Annotated in this window: 17 protein-coding genes and 1 tRNA gene; 13 read left to right on the plus strand and 5 right to left on the minus strand. The window is 51.2% G+C overall.

What is annotated here, in order from left to right; all coding sequences use genetic code 11:
• The first annotated feature begins 121 nt into the window (after positions 1–121).
• A complete protein-coding gene (locus tag E3E29_RS05220) occupies positions 122–1,012 on the plus strand; it encodes an ADP-dependent ribose-1-phosphate kinase (protein ID WP_167909963.1) in 891 nt (296 codons plus the stop codon).
• 160 nt (positions 1,013–1,172) lie between these two features.
• Entirely contained in the window at positions 1,173–1,460 is a 288-nt protein-coding gene (locus E3E29_RS05225) for a hypothetical protein (protein WP_167910264.1), read from the plus strand.
• On the opposite strand, the gene E3E29_RS05230 is transcribed toward E3E29_RS05225, so the two are convergent.
• Entirely contained in the window at positions 1,461–2,735 is a 1,275-nt protein-coding gene (locus tag E3E29_RS05230) for an amidohydrolase family protein (protein WP_167909964.1), read from the minus strand.
• A 239-nt stretch (positions 2,736–2,974) separates the two neighbouring features.
• Between E3E29_RS05230 and E3E29_RS05235 the strand changes: the two genes are divergently transcribed.
• Both E3E29_RS05235 and E3E29_RS12040 read left to right on the plus strand, forming a co-directional pair.
• Positions 2,975–3,622, plus strand: a complete 648-nt coding sequence (locus E3E29_RS05235) for a hypothetical protein (protein WP_167909965.1) — start codon at positions 2,975–2,977, stop codon at positions 3,620–3,622.
• Positions 3,622–5,376 (plus strand): transglutaminase-like domain-containing protein, encoded by a 1,755-nt coding sequence (locus tag E3E29_RS12040; RefSeq protein WP_167909966.1) that lies wholly within the window; start codon positions 3,622–3,624, stop codon positions 5,374–5,376. The genes E3E29_RS05235 and E3E29_RS12040 overlap by 1 nt, the downstream gene beginning before the upstream one ends.
• Before the next feature lie 400 nt (positions 5,377–5,776).
• Here E3E29_RS12040 and E3E29_RS05250 read toward each other — a convergent pair whose 3' ends face one another.
• Positions 5,777–6,550: an S-methyl-5'-thioadenosine phosphorylase gene (locus tag E3E29_RS05250; protein ID WP_167910265.1), complete on the minus strand. Its 774-nt coding sequence runs from the start codon at positions 6,548–6,550 to the stop codon at positions 5,777–5,779.
• Between the two features lie 116 nt (positions 6,551–6,666).
• Here E3E29_RS05250 and E3E29_RS05255 point away from each other — a divergent pair, with 116 nt between their 5' ends.
• Positions 6,667–7,392, plus strand: a complete 726-nt coding sequence (locus E3E29_RS05255) for a proteasome assembly chaperone family protein (protein WP_167909967.1) — start codon at positions 6,667–6,669, stop codon at positions 7,390–7,392.
• Between the two features lie 9 nt (positions 7,393–7,401).
• On the plus strand, positions 7,402–7,785 hold the full coding sequence (locus E3E29_RS05260; protein ID WP_167909968.1) for a DUF473 domain-containing protein: 384 nt from the start codon (positions 7,402–7,404) through the stop codon (positions 7,783–7,785).
• Here the strand turns inward: E3E29_RS05260 and nucS are convergent.
• The gene (gene nucS / locus E3E29_RS05265; RefSeq protein ID WP_167909969.1) at positions 7,782–8,540 is read right to left on the minus strand and encodes an endonuclease NucS; all 759 of its coding nucleotides are present in this window, start codon (positions 8,538–8,540) and stop codon (positions 7,782–7,784) included. The genes E3E29_RS05260 and nucS overlap by 4 nt on opposite strands.
• A 35-nt stretch (positions 8,541–8,575) precedes the next feature.
• A complete protein-coding gene (gene radA / locus E3E29_RS05270) occupies positions 8,576–9,637 on the minus strand; it encodes a DNA repair and recombination protein RadA (protein ID WP_167909970.1) in 1,062 nt (353 codons plus the stop codon).
• A gap of 1,096 nt (positions 9,638–10,733) precedes the next feature.
• Between radA and E3E29_RS05275 the strand changes: the two genes are divergently transcribed.
• From E3E29_RS05275 to E3E29_RS05300, 6 genes are all read left to right on the plus strand, one after another.
• A complete protein-coding gene (locus E3E29_RS05275) occupies positions 10,734–11,978 on the plus strand; it encodes an ORC1-type DNA replication protein (protein WP_167910266.1) in 1,245 nt (414 codons plus the stop codon).
• A complete protein-coding gene (locus E3E29_RS05280; protein ID WP_167910267.1) occupies positions 11,978–14,074 on the plus strand; it encodes a DNA-directed DNA polymerase II small subunit in 2,097 nt (698 codons plus the stop codon). The genes E3E29_RS05275 and E3E29_RS05280 overlap by 1 nt, the downstream gene beginning before the upstream one ends.
• Positions 14,075–18,505 carry a DNA-directed DNA polymerase II large subunit gene (locus E3E29_RS05285; protein WP_167909971.1) on the plus strand — a complete coding sequence of 1,477 codons (4,431 nt, stop codon included), beginning with the start codon at positions 14,075–14,077 and terminating at the stop codon, positions 18,503–18,505.
• 75 nt (positions 18,506–18,580) lie between these two features.
• Positions 18,581–19,267, plus strand: coding sequence for a hypothetical protein (locus E3E29_RS05290; protein ID WP_167909972.1), 687 nt, complete (start codon positions 18,581–18,583; stop codon positions 19,265–19,267).
• A 50-nt stretch (positions 19,268–19,317) separates the two neighbouring features.
• A complete protein-coding gene (locus tag E3E29_RS05295) occupies positions 19,318–20,292 on the plus strand; it encodes a hypothetical protein (protein WP_167909973.1) in 975 nt (324 codons plus the stop codon).
• Positions 20,289–20,543 carry a hypothetical protein gene (locus tag E3E29_RS05300; protein WP_167909974.1) on the plus strand — a complete coding sequence of 85 codons (255 nt, stop codon included), beginning with the start codon at positions 20,289–20,291 and terminating at the stop codon, positions 20,541–20,543. The genes E3E29_RS05295 and E3E29_RS05300 overlap by 4 nt, the downstream gene beginning before the upstream one ends.
• A 453-nt stretch (positions 20,544–20,996) precedes the next feature.
• Here E3E29_RS05300 and E3E29_RS05305 read toward each other — a convergent pair.
• A tRNA-His gene (locus E3E29_RS05305) sits at positions 20,997–21,073 on the minus strand.
• Between the two features lie 139 nt (positions 21,074–21,212).
• Between E3E29_RS05305 and E3E29_RS05310 the strand changes: the two genes are divergently transcribed.
• Entirely contained in the window at positions 21,213–21,839 is a 627-nt protein-coding gene (locus E3E29_RS05310) for a hypothetical protein (RefSeq protein WP_167909975.1), read from the plus strand.
• Position 21,840: the final 1 nt, after the last annotated feature.

Here is a 21,840-nt window from a genome sequence, read left to right on the forward strand (position 1 = left end):
TAGCCTTAAATAATTTGTGGTGCCCAAGGACCACATGAAGTATGTTTGGAAAAAACTAAGACTCATTTGAAAATCGCAAAATAGATAAACGAGCGTCCCCAACACTGAGAGGTGAGAGAACATGAGACTGGACGTCATAGGGATTGGAAACCTCAACTACGATATAATAATGCTAGTTGATCACTTCCCAGAATTCCACGAGAAGGTAAACGCTCAAAAGGCAGTCTTCGGACTAGGTGGAGCCGCAGGAAACACTATCACCTGGCTCGCCCACATGGGGCTCAAAACCGGCTTTATAGGGGCAGTGGGGAGAGACGAGATAGGGGAGGCTCACGTAAAATATTTTGAAAGGATAAGGGTCGACACATCAGGCATAAGGGTCGTCGATGAACCCTCTGGGGTGGCCGTTGCAATAATTCACGGCGAGGACAAGAGGATAGTGAAGTATCCAGGTGCCAACAGGTTCAAGGTTCTTGATAGGGACTACATGGGCAGGGCCAGGCTTATACACCTCTCCTCCAACCCGACGGAGACAATAAGGGAAGCAGTTTCGATAGCCAAGGAGAAGGGGGTAATAGTCTCAGTGGACATCGGAGAGGCCGAGCTCCCAAAGGACGTGGAGGCGCGGATAGACTACCTCATGATGAACGAGGACGAGTACAGGAGAAAGTACGGCTCGCTCGATTTAAGCCTCTCAACTGCGAGAAACCTTGTAGTAACCCTGAACGGTGGTGGGGCCCTCATAAGGGACGAAAATGGAAATACTGAGGAAATAAGGGGGCTGAGTGCGGAAGTGGTGGACTCAACGGGTGCAGGGGATTCCTTCGCCGCTGGGGTAATCTACGGAGTCTTGAACGGCTGGTCCCTTGAAAATTCGGCAAAGCTGGGGATGCTCCTCGCTTATCTGACGGTCCAAAAAGTAGGTGCAAGGAGCGCAGTAGTACCCCTGGAAAAGATCATCGAGGAGAGCAAGAGGCTCGGTTTAGAACTTCCATTCAGTAGAAGGAGGTAATCTTTTTAGACCAATTTTCCCATACTTGTGGGCTTTAACTTCATATCCCTTTGTATCCCTGAAAACACATGGCATTAAAGACTTTCAGGGGAATCCTTAAAAATTCAATGCAAAAAAACATTCGAGGGACTGAAAGTCATTAGGCGCGGAGGTGAAGCTGTTGGAAACCATCATCGATAACTTCAAACCCAAGATCACCCGCCCGTTTAAAAGGAAGAACGAGTACTGGATAAAGCTGTTTCTGCCGGACGGGGAAGAGTACGTAATGAAGTTCAAGACCCCCCTCGAGGCGGAGGACGCGATATACGGCATGCTGGACGACCTTCAGGTCTACGGAGGGAAGGTCAAGCTCAAGCTCAGGGAAGGAAACGTGATAGAAGAGATAGAGGTTCTAGAGCTTTATAAGCCCTCAGCAAAGGAGCTCGTTGAGGAGTACTTCGGGGGCTAATCACCTTATTTTCTCCACAACATCCTCAGCTTCCCTCATAACTTTCTCCTCGTTGAGGGTCAGCACTTCCCCGTCGAGCATCAAGATTTTTCCGTCCACTATCGTCGTTTCCACATCGTTCCCGTTGGCCGAGTATACCAGATGGCTTATCACATCGTTGATGGGCCTGAGATGCGGCCTGTTGAAGTTGATCACCGCGATATCCGCTAGGTAGCCCTCCTTAATGACGCCCGCGTTGAGTCTGAGCGCTTTGGCACCATTCTGCGTGGCCATCTTGAAGACGGTCCTGGCGTCCGCTATAACAGGGTCGAGGTTGTGAACTTTGTGGAGTAGAGCAGCGAGCTTCATCTCCTCCAGCATATCAAGGTTGTTGTTGCTCGCGCTTCCGTCGGTACCGAGGCCGATGTTAACGCCTGCATTAAGGAGCTTTCCTATGGGCATGACTCCGCTCGCGAGTTTCATGTTGCTCCCCGGGTTGTGAGCGACGGTAACGCCGTGCCTGGCCAGAATCTGGATGTCCCTACTGTCCAGCCAGACACCGTGGGCTATTATGACGTCGTTTCCAAGAAAGCCGATGTCATCTAAGAGGACGACCGGGCTCTTCCCGTAGCGCTCGGTTATCTGGCCTATCTCCGCCATCGTCTCGCTCACGTGGATAGTTATCAGCTTGTTGTGCTCGCTGGCTAACTTTCTAACCTCTTTCAGGAGGGCTATCGAGCAGGTGTAGGGCGCGTGGGGCCCGAAGGCGAAGTGAACCCTGTCGGAGTTAAGCTTTTCTATCGCCTCCATCTCACGGAGGGCATCCTTTACCTCCTTCTCCGTCTTGTCGGGGTCGCCGAGGTCTATCATGCCGTAGGAGAGGTAGCCCCTCAATCCAGCCTCGAGGACTGCCTCGGCCACCTTGTCCATGTGAAAGTACATGTCCAGGAAGGCCGTCGTCCCGCTCTTTATCATCTCAAGGGTACCGAGGTAGGCCCCGACTTTGACGTACTCCGGGGTGAGCTTTGCCTCCCTAGGCCAGATGTGGTTCTGGAGCCAGTCCATCAGCGGCAGGTCGTCGGCGAGGCCCCGGAGGAGGCCCATCGGGGAGTGTGTGTGCAGATTGATGAAACCCGGAGAAACTACCCTCCCAGTGGCGTCTATGACGGTATCAGCGGTCTCATTTATGCTCTTCTCGACCTTAACTATCCTGTTGCCTTCGATGAGGACGTCCGCGCAAACAACGTCGAGGTTCTCGCCGTAGATAACGTGCCCGTTCTTTATGAGAATGCTCATAGTCATCACCATCCCTTCATTTTTAGAGAAGGAAACGGAAAAGAGAGTTAAAAAGGTGTTGGGAATACTTCGGGTTCAGTTAAAGTTAACATCCCCCTATAGGTGTCCCTTCAATGTCAATACCTCGTTTACATTAACACTTTTTTTGATTACGTTGTAACTCATAACAAAATTGTTCTAATTTTCCCAAAATTTATATACATCACATAACAAACCAGAAATAACCGAGGTGGGAATCAATGGAAGATAACTCTCAATTTTTCGGGGATCTCCATTATCTCATCACCCGCACTATCAACCCAATTCTAAACTCCATAATCGCTACATTACACAACGGCTCTGTTGTATATTACAGAGATGGAACACTCGATGTTACCGGGTATTCTACACCAGAGCTAATGGCTAAGTTCTTGGCGGACTGGAGAGATGAGCTATGGTACAAGTACTCGGGAAAAAACCTGACGGAGGTTTCAGAGGACATCTTGTACGATTATATAGAAACGATAAACTACGTATACCGCCGCCTACACCACACTGACAGGGAAACGGCCAAGAAAGTCGAGGCTGACATGATACTACTCGGACAGAAGATCGAAGAGTATCTAACCGGAAAAGTTAAGGTGTTCTCGGATTTCACTTTTGAGAATGGAAAAACAGAACAGCCCAAAAAGGTCCCGAAGGAATCTGACGACAGAAACCATCCCAAGGGAGTAAAAACAGCGGATGTTGTGATAAATGGCGGCGATGACTCCCCCAAGAATACCATTAAAGACTTTGGCGTCTGCCCAAGATGTGCTGTTTACGACGGCGATAGAAGCGAGAAGAAGCTCTACCAGTGCCCATACTGTGGTGAGTGGTTTTGTGAAAAGCACGTTAAACTGCCCTAGTGTTAACATTCGACAGATATCAAGAACTCTGGAGGAAACACCCGGAGTTGAGGGCGTTTCTGGAAGAAGAATGGCACCGTAAAGATGGCCATCCGTGTTATCCATATACGCGGAAATTCTGGGAAGAGTATGAGAATAAAAGGAAAAGATCATATGGTGCCAGAAAAATCCAAGGAGGGAGTGGAAGAAGAAGCACTTACGAAGTGGAGCCAGTTAGCGTATCCTTCGGAAGTAGCCCTCAGAGGGGACCTAAAGTTTCAGCGAGTTATGGAACATGGAAGCCCAAAGACTACACTCGATACGACAATGTGATCATAAACGTCAAAAACAGATTTAAAGACCGGGGCAGTGTTTACGTGACTCCCAGAGAGATCCGCATAGAGACCACAAAAATCAGAAAAGTGCTTCCACGGTCGTCCTCAATTAGATTCGAGATCAGAGATGGAAAACGGTGGGTCATCATACCCGAGAATGTTTACTCAAAGGCGTACACCCTGGATGGAAAACATGGGAGAAGAAAACACGGCAAAAGGTATGCACTCATCGGAATCGCAGTCCTGATACTAATTCTGATCGGTTATTTGTACTCCCAAGGAAGTTTCGACAGTATTGGGATACCTCTCCTCAGAAATTCAAGCGATTCTTCGCGAGGAACTAATACCAACATGCTAGGCTATACCAACACCCAAACAATGGGCAAAACTAATGTCCTCTCCCAAACTCTCCCCACGAGCACTTCAACGTATACTTCAACTCAGGCATCATCAATAACCTCCGAATCCCACTGTTCAGATGGCTACTGGCGGTATATTTTTGAAGACGCCCTTAAATGCGCCCTGACGGAAGAAAAACTCTCAAAGGTCACCAATCTTGCCAGCCAGCAAAAGGGAAAGAGTCTGCAGGAAAGCGCCTGGAATATTCTGGAGTGGCTCCACAAAAACATAGAGTACAACTATTCCAAAGCATCCCTACCGGATCCGATTATCTGGACTTCCAATGGAAAAATCACCAGAATCGATGCAACGCCAGGCGTTGAAATCCAGACCCCCTACGAAACCATTCAGCGGGGTGCGGGAGTCTGCAAGGATTATGCTATTTTAACCGCCGCTCTCTTGCTTGAAATGAACTACTCCCCCATTTACGTGTTCAGCATTGAGTTTGAGAACTCCCGGATAGGACACACTGCCGTGGCGATAAAGCTCAACGGAGAGTACTTTATCCTAGATCAGAACCCCCCAGTGATGGACCTGGGGACGTACTACACAGACTGGTCTGTCTATCGGCAAGAAACCCTCGGAGAGAGACTGTTCATTTCAAACGCCACCATCTACGAGATAAGCAAAGATAAAAACGGAGCGACAGTCAAGAAAGTTGGAATCCTCTCGGCTGAGGACTTTAAGAGAAACGACCACGCGTTCAGCTCTGAAGATTTAAGTAGAATATCCACAGATTTAAAGAAGACCATTGAAGAGGGGTATCCCAATTTAATTTCCGACAGCAACATTGCTGACCTCGACGAGAGAAGTTATTTGCCCTCAGGATACTCCGGAGGAACAACTTGGAAGATGACTTTCCCACACTACGCGGACTTTTACAACCCATTGTTCCACAAACAATTTGTGGAGTACCTGTTCGCAGCACTTACGGATGATAAAAACATCAAACGTGACCTGAAGGGGTTCAACAGGTTCTGGATCAAATTGGAACAGGAAGGGGACTCACTAAAAGTAACATTAAACTTGGCCAAAAAGTGAGTGGAGACAATTTTCTGCCCATGCTAATTAATTACAAAAAAAGGCGTATAATACGTAGAAGGCTCAACTAATGTTATATGACCCTAATGCATTCCACTAGCAGCCGCAAGGCTCCAGAGGCATCACCGCTATTTGGCAAAACAAATTCATTTAAACTTTACGCTCCACAGTGTTATTATGCCCTCAAGCAATGTCTAAAAATGTGTAAATGATATGAAGCACATAAACAGAAAATAAGTTCAGACCTGCATCCGGAAGTTTCAGTAGTAAGGATTGAACTCATTATAGTGGTCCCAGATGAAGGCGTAGCCGCTCTCGACAAGCCATTCATTAACGTTTAGTACGCACCATCTCAGGGGCATAATGATGCCAAAAATAGACAGAACAAAAAATGTCAAGATCAGACAAACATCGTCTTCAGCACATCGGCACAACCGCAGTGTCTCTCCTCTGGAATCCTTGGAATGCCCTTCCGAAGGAGCTCCTGCACCTTCTGATTATTCTCAGCCATAACCTTGATGACCTCCTGGGCATCCACCGGCTTCTCTGCCCAGACGTCGTAGTCCGTGACTGTCGCTATGTTGGCGTAGCACATCCCAAGTTCTCTCGCGAGGTTTATCTCCGGGACTAGGGTCATTCCGATGATATGAGCGTACTGCCTGAACATGAAGCTCTCGGCGCGGGTTGAGAAGCGCGGGCCTTCAATGCAGACGTAGGTGCCCTTCTCGTGAACCGGGAAGCCGAGCTCTTTGGCAGTCTCGTAGAATATCCTCCTCATCTCGGGGCAGAATGGGTCGGCCATGGAGACGTGGGCAACGCGCGGCCCGTTGTAGAAGGTATAATCCCTCTTCTTCGTGAAGTCGATGAACTGGTCGGTTAGGACGATGTCACCCGGCTTGTACTCTTCACGTAGGGAGCCAACGGCGGTAACGCCGATAACCCTCTCGACGCCGAGTTCCTTGAGCGCCCAGATGTTCGCTCTGTAGGGAACTTCATGGGGAGGAAACTCGTGGTGCTTGCCGTGGCGCGGGATGAAAGCCACTTCAACGCCCTCTATCTCTCCTATTTCCACCGGAGCGGATGGCCTTCCGTAGGGGGTGTGCACCTTAACCGTCTCCTTTGGCTCGAAGACCCCGTAAACTCCAGAACCGCCTATTATCCCTATCTTAGGCATGGTCATCACCGTGTTAATTGGAAGCCTGGGCAATATAAGGGTTGCTTCTCCAGTGGAAATGTAACTCCGAAAGTTTAATAACCTTTGGAAACTAAAGTTTTGGTGGAGGTGAGCGGATGGAGAACAAGCCCGTGGAACTCGTGCTCCCTGATGTTAGTGAACCCGTTCTGATAGAGGGCTACCCCGGCATAGGGCTCGTGGGCCACATAGCGGGCAACTTTCTGGCGAAAGAACTTAACATGGAGCTCATAGGACACGTGGAAAGCCCGTTTTTACCACCGATGGCACTGGTGCTCGAAGGGGAGCCAGCACCGCCACTGCGGTTCTACGGGAAGGACGACCTCATCGTGGCCGTAGCGGACATCTACGTCACGCCAACGCTGGTGGCGGAGATTGCAAGGGAGCTGGCGGCATATCTCAAGAGAAACGGGGCAAAGAAGGTCATTTCAATCGGGGGAATCGGCATAGGCATGTTCAAGGAAGAGCCGGACGTCTGGGGTGTTGGGTCGAGAAAAGAGCTCAACAGCGAGTTGGAAAACGCCGGGGTGAAGATACTTCAGTACGGCTCGATAATGGGTATGAGCGGCCAACTGCTGTGGGAGGCCAGAAAAGCCGGACTAGACGCCTACGTCTTCTTGGGTGAGACATTCGGGGACAGACCTGACCCTAAGGCCGCCGCCAGGGTCATAGAGGCGATAAAGGGGATAATCCCACTGGAGGTCTCAACGGAACCCCTCCTGCAGGAGGCTCGGATGATAGAGGAACAGTTAAGGCGGATGCACGAGCAGATGGAACAGGCCAGGCAGAGGGCCCAGAAACAGTATGAGAACATCTACCTGTGAGGTGAGAGCATGGAGGCGGTGGTGCTAGCTGGAATCGCCAGGAGGGTCCTCGACGACCTGCTCAAGAGCCCTTACAGAACCGTGGAGCTCAGGAGCGCCAGGAACATCTACGCCGTAGAGAGGGCAGAGAAGGAGGGTAAATGGGTGTTCCTGGCTTACGAGCCATTCAGCGACGTGAGGAGCGGAACGGAGGGGCTGATAGCTGAACTACTAAAGAGGGAAGTGATGGAGACCCGCGTTCCGTGGGAGGAGAGTGACGAGAGGGAAGTAACGGTCTGCAGGGTTCAGCTTCACCTCCTCGGCCTCGGCCGCATCGTGGAAGTCACTGAGAGGAACGCGCTGATGATGGCAAAGGTCCGGAGGATGATGACGCACGAGATGGCAATGGGTTAAAAGAGCGTTGCCTGTCTCCCCTTCTTTCCTCCCCTGCGCTTGGGGGGCTCAACCTTCTTGAACTCAAGGCCCTCATCGCGGAGCAGTCTTTCAGCCCCGGATGTTAAAGACGGGGCAACAAGGATTCCTCTAACTCCCTCGCCGTACTCCTCGCGGAGGGCCTCAACGTAACGCTTTAGCTGGCTGACGGCGTGGAGCTCGGCTTTTCTCCTTTTGAGTTCAAGAACAACGATGTTTCCTTTCCTATCCTGGCCCAGGATGTCCACTATGCCGTGCTTTATCGGTTTCTCACGGAAGAGGGGCTTGAAGCCGGACTCGATTATCTCAGGGTTCTGGAAGATCATCTCGGCCATCTCCGCCTCGCTTCCGGTGAGGGCAAGCTCCTCATAGTCCTCCGCCCGAAAAGTGGATACCATGTAAACCTCCTCAAGCTCCACCTCAAGCGTTTCTCGGGGCTTCCGTCTGACCGAAACTAGGACCGGTTTGTCCCTCAGCTCAAGACGAGCCCTGCTTCCCGGAGGCTGCCAGTTGACCGGTTCCCTCTTCTTGTTCTGGTGGATTAAGAAAGCGCCATCAGACTTGACGATTATGACCCTATCCCCAGAACCGAGCTCGCTCTTGGCCCGGCCATCGTAGTGAACCTTACAGCGTGCGAAGATAGTCAGCATGGAGCCCTCAAGAAGGGCTGAATCAACCAGTTTTATGAGTTCATCCAGGGACGGTGAAACGGCCACTTTAACTTTATCCAGGCTCATGGAAGGGGGTAAAGGAGAAAAGTTAAAAACGTTGCTCAGTCCTCAACGCCCTTCTCCGTGATTCTGAATATTGCCTCACCCTCTGGCAGGTAGGGGCTGTCGATCAAACGGGCCACGCGCTTGCCCTGCCGTCCCTTGCGCAGGTATATCCTAAAAGTGGCGCTGTGGGCGAGGATGTTTCCACCGATGGGCCTGGTTGGATCGCCGAAGAAGGCATCGGGCTTGGCCTGGACCTGGTTTGTCACGAAAACCGCTATATCGTAGAGGTCCGCCAGGCGGTGGAGGTCTGAGAGGTGTTTGGCAAGCTTCTGCTGCCTCTCCGCCAGGGTGCCCCTGCCAACGTACTCGCTCCTGAAGTGGGCCATGAGGGAGTCGACGATGAGGAGCTTAACGGGCCTGTCGCTCTCGACCCGCTCCTTTATTATCTCCTCCGCCTTCTCAACCAGGAGCATCTGGTGGTTGCTGTTGAACGCTCTGGCAACGTAGATGTTCTTCAGAACTTCTTCGGGATCCATCTCACGGTTCTCGGCGATCTGTTTTATCCTCTCCGGCCTGAATGTGTTCTCCGTGTCGATCCAAACAACGGAACCGCCCAATCCTCCCTCTTCAGGAGGTTTCTGAACCATTACTGAGAGGGTGTGGGCGAGCTGAGTCTTGCCCGAGCCAAATTCCCCAAATACTTCCGTTATGGCCTGGGTCTCTATGCCACCACCAAGGAGCTTGTCAAGACTTTTGCTTCCAGTGGAAAGCTTTCCTATGGAAGTTCTCTTCTTCATGTACTCGTCCGCACGCATGAAGGTGCCGATGTTTGCCGCTTCCCTTGCGGCCTGAATTATCTTAAGCGCGGCGCCCTCGCTTATACCCGCTATCTCCTTGAGCTCAAGGGGGGATGCAACAGCTATAGCCTCCACTGTGTCATAGCCAGCATCTCTAAGCTTCTCAGCAGTTGCAGGTCCCACTCCTGGAAGGTCCTCAAGGGTCATGGCTTTTTTCTCGGATGAACGTGTCTTCGGGGCAGGCTCCTCTTCGGTTATATCAAGCTCCTCAAACTCCTCAAGCTCTTTAATTTCATCTGCGGAAGATTTCTTCCTGGCCATACGTATCACCCGTTTTCGCTCTAAAAATGTGAGAAATTCGGAGGTTAAATACTTTTCCGTTAAAGACAAAAAGATTCCAGACAGCCCCATAAATGCAAATCGGAAAGATTAAAACCATGATTAATCTTTAGGAGAAGGAACACGTTTTATAACTATCACCTTAGTCCCGTGGGGATGAGTTTGGAGACTCGGGTTATCTCGGGAATATTACTTCAAAGCATTTCATTTCGATAAAAATCGAAAGACCCCCCCAGAGTTTCATTTCCACTGGAACCCAGATTCGGAAATGGGCGGGTTTTACAGCGTAGAATAATGTAAAGAGGTATTTAAGAGGATTTTACCTCCGTAAACCAGATATGAGTTCAGTAAAACCGCCTGATTTTTAGACATTGAATTTGTTTTATGATGTTAACTCTCTTTTATTTAGACATTGTTCATAGAAAGATATTAAAATAGTACATTGATAATAAAACGGGAGTGTTTTCACCAAAAGTCAAGAAGGGAAGTGGGTGTAGCCAAAAGCCGCTTCCACTGGAAACAAAGGCCCCAGGGGGGTCATTTTTGTTTAACTCCTCTGTTTCTGTAAAATATATTGTTTAGCCAAAATGAACATGTGCGTTCATAAATGTATCTATTTTAGCGAACATTTATGTTCATTCTGCTTTCACTGGAAATGCCTTGCCCCCAGAAATTTGGTTTATTAATGTAAAATATGACGCACATTAATATGCATTCGATCCGTCCCGTTTCCATTGGAATACTCTAGGATTACCCCCTGTTTTCTTGTGGAACTGGATTTTATGTCCTGTGGGGAGTATGGTGCAGTGGTAACTTTGGATTTCTATGATCTTAGGTTGGACAATTTTATGACAAACAAAAGCTATAAACCCATGACGCGACTCAGCTTTGGTTTCCACTGTGTCAAGTGGTTCCTCTGGAAAATCCTCGTCATAATGGTATGCTAACCAACAAATCTCGTGACTATGTGTAGGATACTTAGTGAATTTAGCTCGATATGTTTGAGATATTGCGGTGAGTATTACTGATAAGGATGGGGGGAGTTTCATTTCCACTGGAGATGAAATCGGTGATGACCATGAACGACTACCTGGGCTCAATCTTCGAGAGGTACCTTCACGCCAAGAAGATATTCAAAAACAAGGAGGTTCTGCGCCACAGCTACACCCCCAAGGAACTTCCCCACCGAAAGGAACAGATTGAAGAGCTGGCCCACATACTCGTTCCCGTTCTCCGCGGTGAGACCCCGTCCAACGTTTTTGTCTATGGAAAGACCGGAACCGGTAAGACCGTCACCATAAAGTTCGTTACTGAGGAACTGAAGAGGATCTCCGAGAAGTACCAGGTTCCAGTTGAGGTAATCTACATCAACTGTGAGATTGTTGACACCCAGTACCGCGTTCTCGCCAATATAGTTAATTACTTCAAAGAAGAGAGCGGTGTCGAGGTTCCCCTGGTCGGCTGGCCTACCGATGAGGTTTACGCCCGCCTTAGGGAGGTCATCGACGCGAGGGAGCGCTTCGTCATCATAGTCCTCGACGAGATAGACAAACTCATCAAGAAGAGCGGCGACGATATCCTCTATTCTCTTACAAGAATAAACACCGAGCTGGGGAAGGCCAAGGTCAGCATAATCGGTATATCCAACGACCTCAAGTTCAAAGAGTACCTCGATGCGCGCGTCCTCTCAAGCCTTAGCGAGGAGGAGGTTGTCTTTCCACCTTACGACGCCAACCAGCTCAGAGATATCCTCATGCAGCGTGCAAGGGATGCGTTCAACGAGGGGGTTCTTGATGATGCGGTGGTTCCGCTCTGTGCGGCTCTGGCGGCGAGGGAGCACGGTGATGCGAGGCGCGCTCTGGATCTCCTCCGCGTCGCCGGCGAGATAGCCGAGCGCGAAGGCGCCAGTAAGGTGACTGAGCACCACGTGAGGCTCGCGCAGGATAAGATAGAGCAGGACACTATGGAAGAGGTCATCAAAACTCTCCCCCTCCACTCCAAAATCCTCCTCTATTCCGTTGTTCTACTTGATGAGAACGGGGAGCTCCCGGCCAACACGGGCGATGTGTATTCTGTTTATAAGAAAATATGTGATTACCTTGACATCGAGCCCCTGACCCAGCGGCGCGTCAGCGACCTGATAAACGAGCTTGACATGCTCGGAATCATCAACGCTAAGGTGGTCAGCAAGGGCCGCTACGGCAGGACAAAGGAAATAAGGCTGAACGTTACCCCTCACAAGGTGAAGAAGATATTCGGGGCCGATGACCAGCTCAGGCCCCTCCTCACCCTAAACCTCTCTGGCCAGAGGAGGCTGGTGTGATGCTTGTCGAAGACCTCCTGAAGAACAACTACCTCATAACGCCCCCCGCTTACTACCTTCTTGAACCGCATTATGGGGAGTCCTTTACCCTCGCCGAGCTAATAAAGTTCGTTAAGTCCAAAGGTACTTTCGTGGTTGACGCTTCCATTGTAGAGGAATTCCTCAGGGAGAAGGGCTTGATTTCCACTGGAACCTCTTCGGAGACTAAACCCTCTGAGCCCCTTGAATTGGAATCTGGTGATACGGAGATAGATTCTGCCAAAGAACAAAGGCCTGAAGTCCTTACTCCCGATTTAGAAGGGAATGAATTGGAATCCCCTCCCAAACAACTTCCCGATGAAGCGGGTTATATTTCCACTGGAACTCCCCCCGAAACAGTGGAAGGATCTCCTGGTTCTTCTGAAATAGAATCCTCTGAGAGCCATATTTCTGATGGGGGGAGTTTTATTTCCACTGGAGATGTTTTCATTGAAAATTCTTCGGAGATGGAGGTTTCTGAGGGTTCTTTGGCATCCTCCGAAGAGCTTCCAGTGGAAACGGAGCTTCCTGATGAAGATATCAGTGATACTCCTGATGATGTAGTCGAGACTGCTTCGGCTGTTCCAGTGGATGAGAACGGGTACAATGGGTACTCCGAATACGAGAACGGTAACGGTGACACTCGGCCCTTGGTATACGGTGACTACGGCATCCCTATAACGTACGTCGAGGAGGAGGTACCTGAAGAGAACGGAAAGACCTACAGCGTCTACGACGACATAACCATTACCCCAAAAGAGGGCTTCAGATACCGGGCCGCGGAGATTCCGGAAGAAGCAGAAGTCGTTTTTGATGTGAAGAACGTTAAGTTTAACCCTCCCAAGGCCAAGAACGCCGCCGGGAAGGAAGGTGAGTTTCTGGTTTCCTCCTATCGCTCCCTCTTCCGCTCCCGCCTGCGCAAGATGCGTTCCATTCTCCGTGAAAATCCCGAAATCGGGGGAATAATCGACATTGGAAAGCTCAGCTACGTCCGCTCGGAGGGGGATGTGACCATAGTTGGTATGGTCAACGACAAGAGGGAAACCGCCAAGGGCTACGTCCTGGAGCTTGAGGACACCACGGGGCGCGTTAAGGTCTTCATAAACCGCGAGCGTGAGGATTCAAAGCTTGTGATGAACCTGATGCACAACGCGGTGATCGCGGTTCGCGGCCGCTACTCCGGCAGGGGAATGGTGTTCGCGGACAGGATATTCATTCCGGATGTCCCACGCTTCAAGAGGAACAAACCTCCCCTCAAGGAGAAGGTCTACGCAATTCTCCTGAGCGACATCCACGTTGGTTCCAGGAAGTTCTGCGAGGAGGCTTTCTTCAAGTTCCTTGACTGGCTTAACGGGGAGGTTGAAAATGAGGCCCAGGCGGAGCTGGTTAGCAGAATCAAGTACATAATATTCGGCGGCGACGTCGTGGATGGGGTTGGTATCTACCCCGGCCAGTACGACGAGCTCGCCATCCCCGACATCTTCGACCAGTACGAGGCCTTTGCAAACCTCCTCAAGAACGTTCCAAGGCACATCCACATGTTCATCGGGCCTGGAAACCACGATGCGGCAAGAACTGCCCTTCCTCAGCCTGGCTTTTACGAGGAGTACGCGCGCCCGCTGTACAAGCTCAAGAACGCCACGGTAATAAGCAACCCCGCTGTGATACGGCTCCACGGCAGGGACTTCCTCATTGCCCACGGGAGGGGAATCGAGGACGTTGTCAACGAGATTCCAAACAGGAGCCACCACCGCCCTGCCGAGGCCATGCTGGAACTTCTCAAGCTCCGCCACCTTGCGCCCACCTTTGGGGGAAAGGTTCCAATAGCTCCCGATCCAGAGGATTTGCTCGTAATAGAGTCCGTCCCCGACCTCTTTCAGATGGGGCATGTCCATGTGATGGAGTACAAGATGTACAACGGCGTTTTCCTGATTAACAGCGGCACGTGGCAGGCCCAGACGGAGTTCCAGAAGATGGTGAACATCGTTCCGACTCCCGCGAGGGTTCCGATAATCGACGTTGAAACCGCTCGCCTCAGGGCGGTTGTGAGCTTTGACCAGTTCTGTGAGGGGGTTTGAATGAGCGGGGAGATATACTCACCGGAGATGAAGGCTTACTTCGAATCGCTTCAGCGCGAGATAGACATGGCCTATGAGATAGCGAGAAAGGCCCGCGCCCAGGGTAAGGACCCCACCCTTGAGATAGAGGTTCCCCAGGCAACTGACATGGCCGGCCGTGTTGAGAGCCTCGTCGGCCCCAAGGGCGTCGCCCCCAGAATCAGGGCCCTCGTGAAGGAGTACGGAAAGGAGCTGGCCTCGCTCAAGATCGTAGATGAGATAATCGATGGAAAATTCGGTGACCTAGGAAGTAAGGAGAAGTACGCGGAGCAGTCGGTTAGAACGGCCTTGGCTATACTCACGGAGGGTATCGTCTCGGCCCCGCTTGAGGGAATAGCCGACGTCAAGATAAAGCGCAACTCCTGGGCCGATAACTCTGAGTACCTCGCCCTCTACTATGCCGGGCCGATAAGGAGCTCCGGTGGAACTGCTCAGGCTTTGAGCGTTCTCGTTGGCGATTACGTGAGGAAGAAGCTCGGCCTCGACAGGTTCAAACCGAGCGAGGAGCACATTGAGAGGATGGTCGAGGAGGTTGACCTCTACCATCGCGCCGTCTCCCGCCTTCAGTATCATCCAGAAGCGGACGAGGTAAAGCTTGCCATGAGGAACATCCCGATCGAGATAACCGGCGAAGAAACTGATAAGGTCGAGGTCTCCCACAGGAACATCCCCGGCATCGAGACCAACCACATTCGCGGCGGTGCCGTTCTCGTTATGGCTGAGGGCGTCCTCCAGAAGGCCAAGAAGCTCATAAAGTACATCGACAAGATGGGAATAGACGGCTGGGACTGGATAAAGGAGTTCGTGGATGCGAAGGAGAAGGGCAAGTCGGCTGGCGAGGAGAAGAAGGGCGATTCCAGCGCCGAGGGGGCCAGTGAAAACGTTGCCGAGAAGAAAGAAGGGGTCGAGATGGGCTTCTACTACTCCCTCTACGAGAAGTTCAGGGCTAACATCGCCCCGAACAAGAAGTACACCAAGGAGATTATCGGGGGAAGGCCCCTCTTTGCAGAGCCCTCCACCAACGGCGGTTTCCGCCTCCGTTACGGCCGCTCCCGCGTCTCCGGCTTCGCCACCTGGAGCGTCAACCCCGCGACGATGCTCATTCTGGACGAGTTCATAGCGATTGGAACGCAGATGAAGACGGAGAGGCCTGGAAAGGGCTGCATAACAACCCCCGTTACGACCGTTGAGGGCCCCATCGTTAGGCTCAAGAACGGGAGCGTAATAAAGGTGGACGACTACGAGACTGCCCTGAAAGTGCGGAACGAGATAGACGAGATCCTCTACGTTGGTGATGCCCTCGTTAACTTCGGGGACTTCGTTGAGAACAACCAGACGCTTCTTCCGGCCAACTACGTTGAGGAATGGTGGGTTCAGGAGCTGGTTGGGGCCGTTAGGGACCTCTACGAGGTTGAGCTTGAGCCCTTCTCCGAGAACCCCCGCGAGGCCGTCGAGGAGGCCGCGGAGTATCTGGAGGTGGACCCTGATTTCCTGTGGAACCTCCTTCGAGACCCGCTGAGGGTTAAGCCCAATGTCGAGATTACTATTCACCTCTCTAAGGTTCTTGATATTCCCTTCCATCCATATTACACCCTCTACTGGAACACCCTTCGGCCGGAGGAGGTTGAGGAACTCCAGAGGGCCTTACTCAACGCTCAAATCGAGTGGGGAGAGTTCAGAAGGAACCGCTTCGCGAGGAAGGTCGTCCTTGAGAACGATAAAAAGATTAAACGCTACCTTGAGCTCCTTGGGTTACCCCACCGGCTTGGGAGAGCTGAGGATCGGAGAAAGGTTATAGTGGTCGACTACCCGTGGAGCGCCGCACTCCTCGTTCCGCTCGGCAACCTTGAGTGGGAGTTTAAGGCAAAGCCGTTCTACACCGTTATCGATATCATCAACGAGAACAACCGGATAACGCTCCGCGATAGGGGTATAAGCTGGATTGGGGCGAGGATGGGAAGGCCTGAGAAGGCCAAGGAGAGGAAAATGAAGCCCCCTGTTCAGGTTCTCTTCCCAATAGGTCTAGCCGGCGGTTCAAGCAGGGACATCAAGAAGGCCGCTGAAGAGGGTAAGGTAACCAGCGTGGAGATTGCGTTCTTCAAGTGCCCGAACTGCGGCCACGTCGGGCCGGAGCACCTCTGTCCAGTCTGTGGAGCGAGAAAGGAACTCCTCTGGCACTGCCCCAAGTGCAACGCCGATTATCCTGAGAGCCGGGCAAAGGAGTTCGGCTTTAAGTGCCCTAAGTGTAATGCCGAGCTTAGCCCCTACGCGAGGAGGACTATAAAGCCTTCCGAACTCCTCCACCAGGCTATGGACAACGTGAAGGTTTACGGCATCGACAGGCTCAAGGGAGTCATGGGAATGACCTCCAGCCACAAGATGGCAGAACCGCTGGAGAAGGGCCTCCTCCGTGTTAAAAACGACGTCTACGTCTTCAAAGATGGAACCATCCGTTTCGATGCAACCGACGCCCCGATAACCCACTTCAAGCCAAAGGAGATTGGTACGAGCGTTGAGAAGCTCAAGGAGCTTGGATACACCCACGACTTCGAGGGCAAGCCCCTTGAACGGGACGACCAGATACTCGAACTCCGCGTCCAGGACGTCATCCTGCCCAAGGCCGCAGGTGAGTACCTCCTTAAGGTGGCGCGCTTCATAGACGACCTCCTTGAGAAGTTCTACGGATTGCCTCGCTTCTACAACGCCGAGAAGATGGAGGATTTGGTTGGCCACCTCGTAATCGGCCTCGCCCCGCACACCTCCGCCGGGACGGTGGGGAGGATAATCGGCTTCTCCGACGTTCTCGTTGGCTACGCCCACCCGTACTTCCATGCAGCGAAGAGAAGGAACTGCTTCCCAGGCGATACGAGAATACTCGTCCAGATCAACGGCGTTCCCCAGAGAATAGCCCTTCGGGAGCTCTATGACCTCTTTGAGGACGAGCGGTATGAAAACATGGTCTACGTGAGAAAGAAGCCAAAGGTGGATGTTAAGGTCTATTCCTTTAACACAGAGAGCGGAAAGGTGGTCCTTACAGACATCGAGGACGTCATAAAGGCTCCATCAACCGACCACCTGATAAAGTTCGAGCTTGAGCTGGGTAGGGGCTTTGAAACGACCCCTGATCATCCAGTGCTCGTCTATGAAAATGGCGAGTTCATTGAAAAGAGGGCCTTTGAAGTCAGGGAAGGCGAGCAAATGGCAGTCATCGAGGGTGACACTTTCGTAGCTTCTCCTGTAGGGCGCATTGAATACATTACTCTAAGAGAGGACTTTGTGTTCTCTTTAAATGCTAAAAGATATCATAATATTATAATTAATAAAAATATTGTAACACATCAATGCGACGGAGATGAAGACGCCGTAATGCTCCTCCTCGACGCCCTCCTCAACTTCAGCAAGTACTATCTCCCAGAAAAGCGCGGCGGCAAGATGGACGCTCCGCTGGTCGTTACCACTCGCTTGGATCCAAGGGAGGTTGACAGCGAGGTCCACAACATGGACGTTGTCCGCTATTATCCCGTTGAGTTCTACAAAGCGACCTACGAGCTCAAATCACCGAAATCGATAAAGTTCATCGAGCGCGTCGAGGACAGGCTCGGGAAGCCTGAGATGTATGAGGGGATAAAGTTCACCCACGATACCGACGACATCGGCTTGGGGCCGAAGATGAGCCTGTACAAACAGCTCGGCGACATGGAGGAGAAGGTCGCCAGACAGCTCGCTCTGGCCGAGCGCATAAGGGCCGTGGACGAGCACCACGTTGCCGAAACTATCCTCAACTCTCACATTATCCCCGACCTCCGTGGCAACCTGAGGAGCTTCACGAGGCAGGAGTTCCGGTGCGTGAAGTGCAACACCAAGTACCGCACGCCCCCGCTCACAGGAAAGTGCCCCAAGTGCGGGGGCAAGATAGTCCTGACCGTCAGCAAGGGCGCCGTTGAGAAGTACATGTCCACCGCCAAGATGCTGGTATCGAAGTACAAGGTCAAGGACTACACGAGGCAGAGGATCTGCTTAACCGAAAAGGACATCAAGACGCTCTTTGAGAACGTCTTTCCGGAGAGACAGCGTACCCTCATGGGCTTCTCCGCCGACGTCTGCGAGAAGATGGTGAAGGAGAGAACCGGTCACTCCAATGGAAAGAACGGCTACCTCGATGACTTCAACGGCAAAAACGGGAACAGGAATACGGGAAAATCGGACGCTTCAGCGACCAAAAAGGCTGGTCCAAAGAAAAAGAGCTCTTCCGCTGGAAACTCTGGAGAAACGAAAGGGGAGAAGACCTCCAATGTTAAGGGTCCTGTGAAGGAGTCCAATAAGAAAGCAGAAGAAAAGCCCAAAAAGAAGAAGGGCAAGGGCATCAGCCTGGACGATTTCTTCGGTCCGTGAAATCCCGGGTTAACCTTCTTTCTTTTTGGTTCGAATTCCGTTAAGCATATATACCATGACGTCGTTTTCTCATCGATGCCCGACCAGTTTAAGCTCCTCCCCAGCGTCGCCTACCTGCGTGTCCAGAGGCAGGCCTTCATCGGTTATTCCATGCCTTTAGCCGGCTGGATAGGAGAGTATATGATAAGCTACCAGCGGCTCCCCCGGCCCAACTTCATCTCCCGCGCCATGGGCAAGCTGGGTTTTCACCTGGCAGGAGAGGAGAGGGACGAGGGCTTCATCACCCAGTTCTTCACGCGGGGGAGCACATCGATAAGCGCCAGCTGGGACGTTGAGAGGGAGAACCTCTTTCTCCAGCTCATTCCTCTCCGCTCGAAGCTCTCTAGGGGGCTAACGGTCAGGGCGGAGCACATCGAGTTCTACGACCAGTACGTCGTCTCGGTTGAACCTACCGGGAAGCTCCCGCCAGGGGTTAGGGGAATCGGAATAAACGCCCTCGTCCTTGAGGACTTCTATCCAGTTGAGACCCCCTACTGGGGCATGCTCCACGAGGACTGGGAGAGCGAGCTCAATCTGGTTGTAATGCGCGATGAAATCTACGACAAACTCCGCCGCGAGGAGTACCGCTGTCCGGTCTGCTTCTCGCCCCTTCAAGGGGAGAACGGCGTTTTGAAGTGCCCCAAGTGCGGCTTCACCTACGCACCGGAGAGCGACTTCGAGAGGGTCATGGATGAGTTTACTGTGGAGGAGTTTGCGTTTTGAATGTTTCCCTTATTGATGGTCGAGAAAGGATTAAATAATTTCAAGGGATCATGATAAGGGTGATCAAAGTGCCAGATTACTTTTTGGTGTCCCTTTCAAATCGGGAGAACCTAGAACTCTGCATGAGATACAATCTCGCGGGTTTTACAAACAGTATAAATGGTCTCTGGACGTTTTCTGACATAAACGTGGGTGACTACGTTTCGTTTCTCTACGGGGCAAGAGTCAGAAACTTGTACCGGGTCGTCAAGAAGGTAGCCTACAAAAACGCAGAGAATCTTCCCCCCTGGTCACCGATAACGTTTAGGTCGCAAAAGACGTATTATTTCCCATTTAGGCTGTTTTTGAAGCAAGAACGGGAATTTAACGAACCTATGGTTCGTCAGGAGTTCTCTTACGTCGCCGAGAATCTACTTTTAAGGGGAGGATATAGGAAAACTCACTTCCAGGCTGATACAATTACATTTTACAAGGTTTCTGAGATGGGAAGTCCCTTTGCCGGAGAGCCAGAGTACCTTGAGCTGAACGCGGAAACGTTTGAGCCAAAGATTGTGTTCGACAAGATGAATCAGGAAATTCCCGAAAAGTTCTATTTCAAGGAACTTATCCTCCAGTCACTTGTGAGAAAGAAACTCGGGGCTACTGTTCTTCGTGATGTTCTAGAAATATTTGAGATGGATAATTCTCCAGAGGAGTTTGAGGCGCTTGGTGAAAAAGCCCTCTCAGAGGGTTATGTGGACATTTTCATAAAGCTGAAGCATCCCTCCGCCACCAATAGGTACATTCTTGCAGAAGTTAAGACTGGAAAAGCCCAGAGAAAAGACGTGGAACAACTAAGGAATTATCTAAGCGAGTATGGGGATGAAGCGACCGGCGGCCTGTTGATAGCCAAAGAGTTCTCGAGATTTGCCTTTGAAGACGATAGGATAATTCCCGTTAGATATTATTTTGAGGGCTTAGATCCTTCTGGAGAATACAGTTATGATGACCTTTTGAATATGCTGAAGCTGGAGGTGGTGAGATGAAAAAGCGATTATTCATGTTTGTGACCTCAGATGGCCTTACATATTCTTCAGCTGATGAGATAGGCCCTGATACAGACAATTTTCAGGTTTTGGGTTTTGGAGACGGGATTGATGAGGGGGGAGCATTTAGAGACTTTATCAAAAACAACAAGCGGGTACTGGATACACATTTTAGAGAAGTCACCAGCGTTGAGGTAAAGCATAGAATATACGAGGGCAAACTGTTCTATATCAAAAGCATCAAAAGCTGAGGGCAGTTACAAACCTTAGTCCCCTACCAAAAGACACTCTCTAGTACCTTCCCAAACCTCAAAGGTTGAATTTAGCGACAATCACACTCTAGGAGTGAGCTTCTAAAAGGAGCTACGCTCTTTGATGAAACTTTTCATAGGCAAGTTTCTGGGGGTGTGGGGGCGTTAGCCCCCCGGCAACCTTTGCCTGCGCAAAGCTTAACCAAAAAGTAATTACTCTTGAGAATGAGCCGAAGAGAGTTCGTACGTGCTGTTTACTAAGTCAATTTTTAGGGCTTTTCAAGTCAAAAGTGGCATTTTAACAGATGGGTTTACTCTCTCCTGCGCCCTTCGGGCGCTGTTAAAAGTAAACCCCATCTTGAAAAGCCTGCTCGCGAAGGAAAGCCTCAAGAATTACTGCACTAGAAAAGCACGTACGACCTTTGATGAAACTTTGCCAGGCAAAGTTTCTTATGGGGCCGGGGCCGGGATTTGAACCCGGGCTAGGGGATCCACAGTCCCCTGTGCTGACCAGGCTACACCACCCCGGCCATCGCTAAAACCTTTTGGGTTAGCTTTATAAAGTTTTCGACACAACGGGCTAAAAGAGAGAGGAAATGCCTTTTACTTACCACAACCCGGCTCTGGGGGCAATTTCAAAGCAATTGAAAACCGTCCGGAGGTTTCGAGATGAAAGCCAAGCGCGAGGCGTTGGTAAGTCTCTTCACGGCAATGAGGGAGGGAAAAGTTGACGGGGACATAATAGAGCTCCTCCTGCTAATCAACTCAATCAAGGGTATCTACACTACCTCCTCCTGCTCTGGGAGGATAGGCATCATCGAGGAGCCAGCCCTCGGCGCAAAGCCCCTCTCCCGGTGGCTGATAAAGGTTCACAGGCTCATCGAGTTCGAAGAGGCCAGGGAAGCCCTGCAAAACGCTAAAGAGGGCCTCATCTTCCTCAAGAGCCAGCCGCCGATCTTTCACATCGTCGCTGAAGACCTCGAAAGGGCCAAAAAGCTCCACGAACTTGGTCTCTCCTCTGGTTTTAAGTACACGACATTCAAAGTCATCTCAAAGCGCTACCTCGTCGAGATAAACGGCACTGAGTATCTCACGGCCCCATTGGGGAAGGACGGAAAAATCCTTGTGGATGATGAATACCTCCGTTTCGCGGTTGAGCTGGGCAACGACATGCTGAAAAGGAGCAAGGGAAGGCTCCCGCGCCTGGAAAGGAACTTTGAGAAGCTCAGGGAAGAGCTTGGCGAGGATGAGCTGTTCTACGAGCTTGCAGGTGACTACGGTGTTAAAATAAGGTGAT

The sequence above is a fragment of the Thermococcus sp. Bubb.Bath genome (assembly GCF_012027595.1).
GTDB lineage: Archaea > Methanobacteriota_B > Thermococci > Thermococcales > Thermococcaceae > Thermococcus.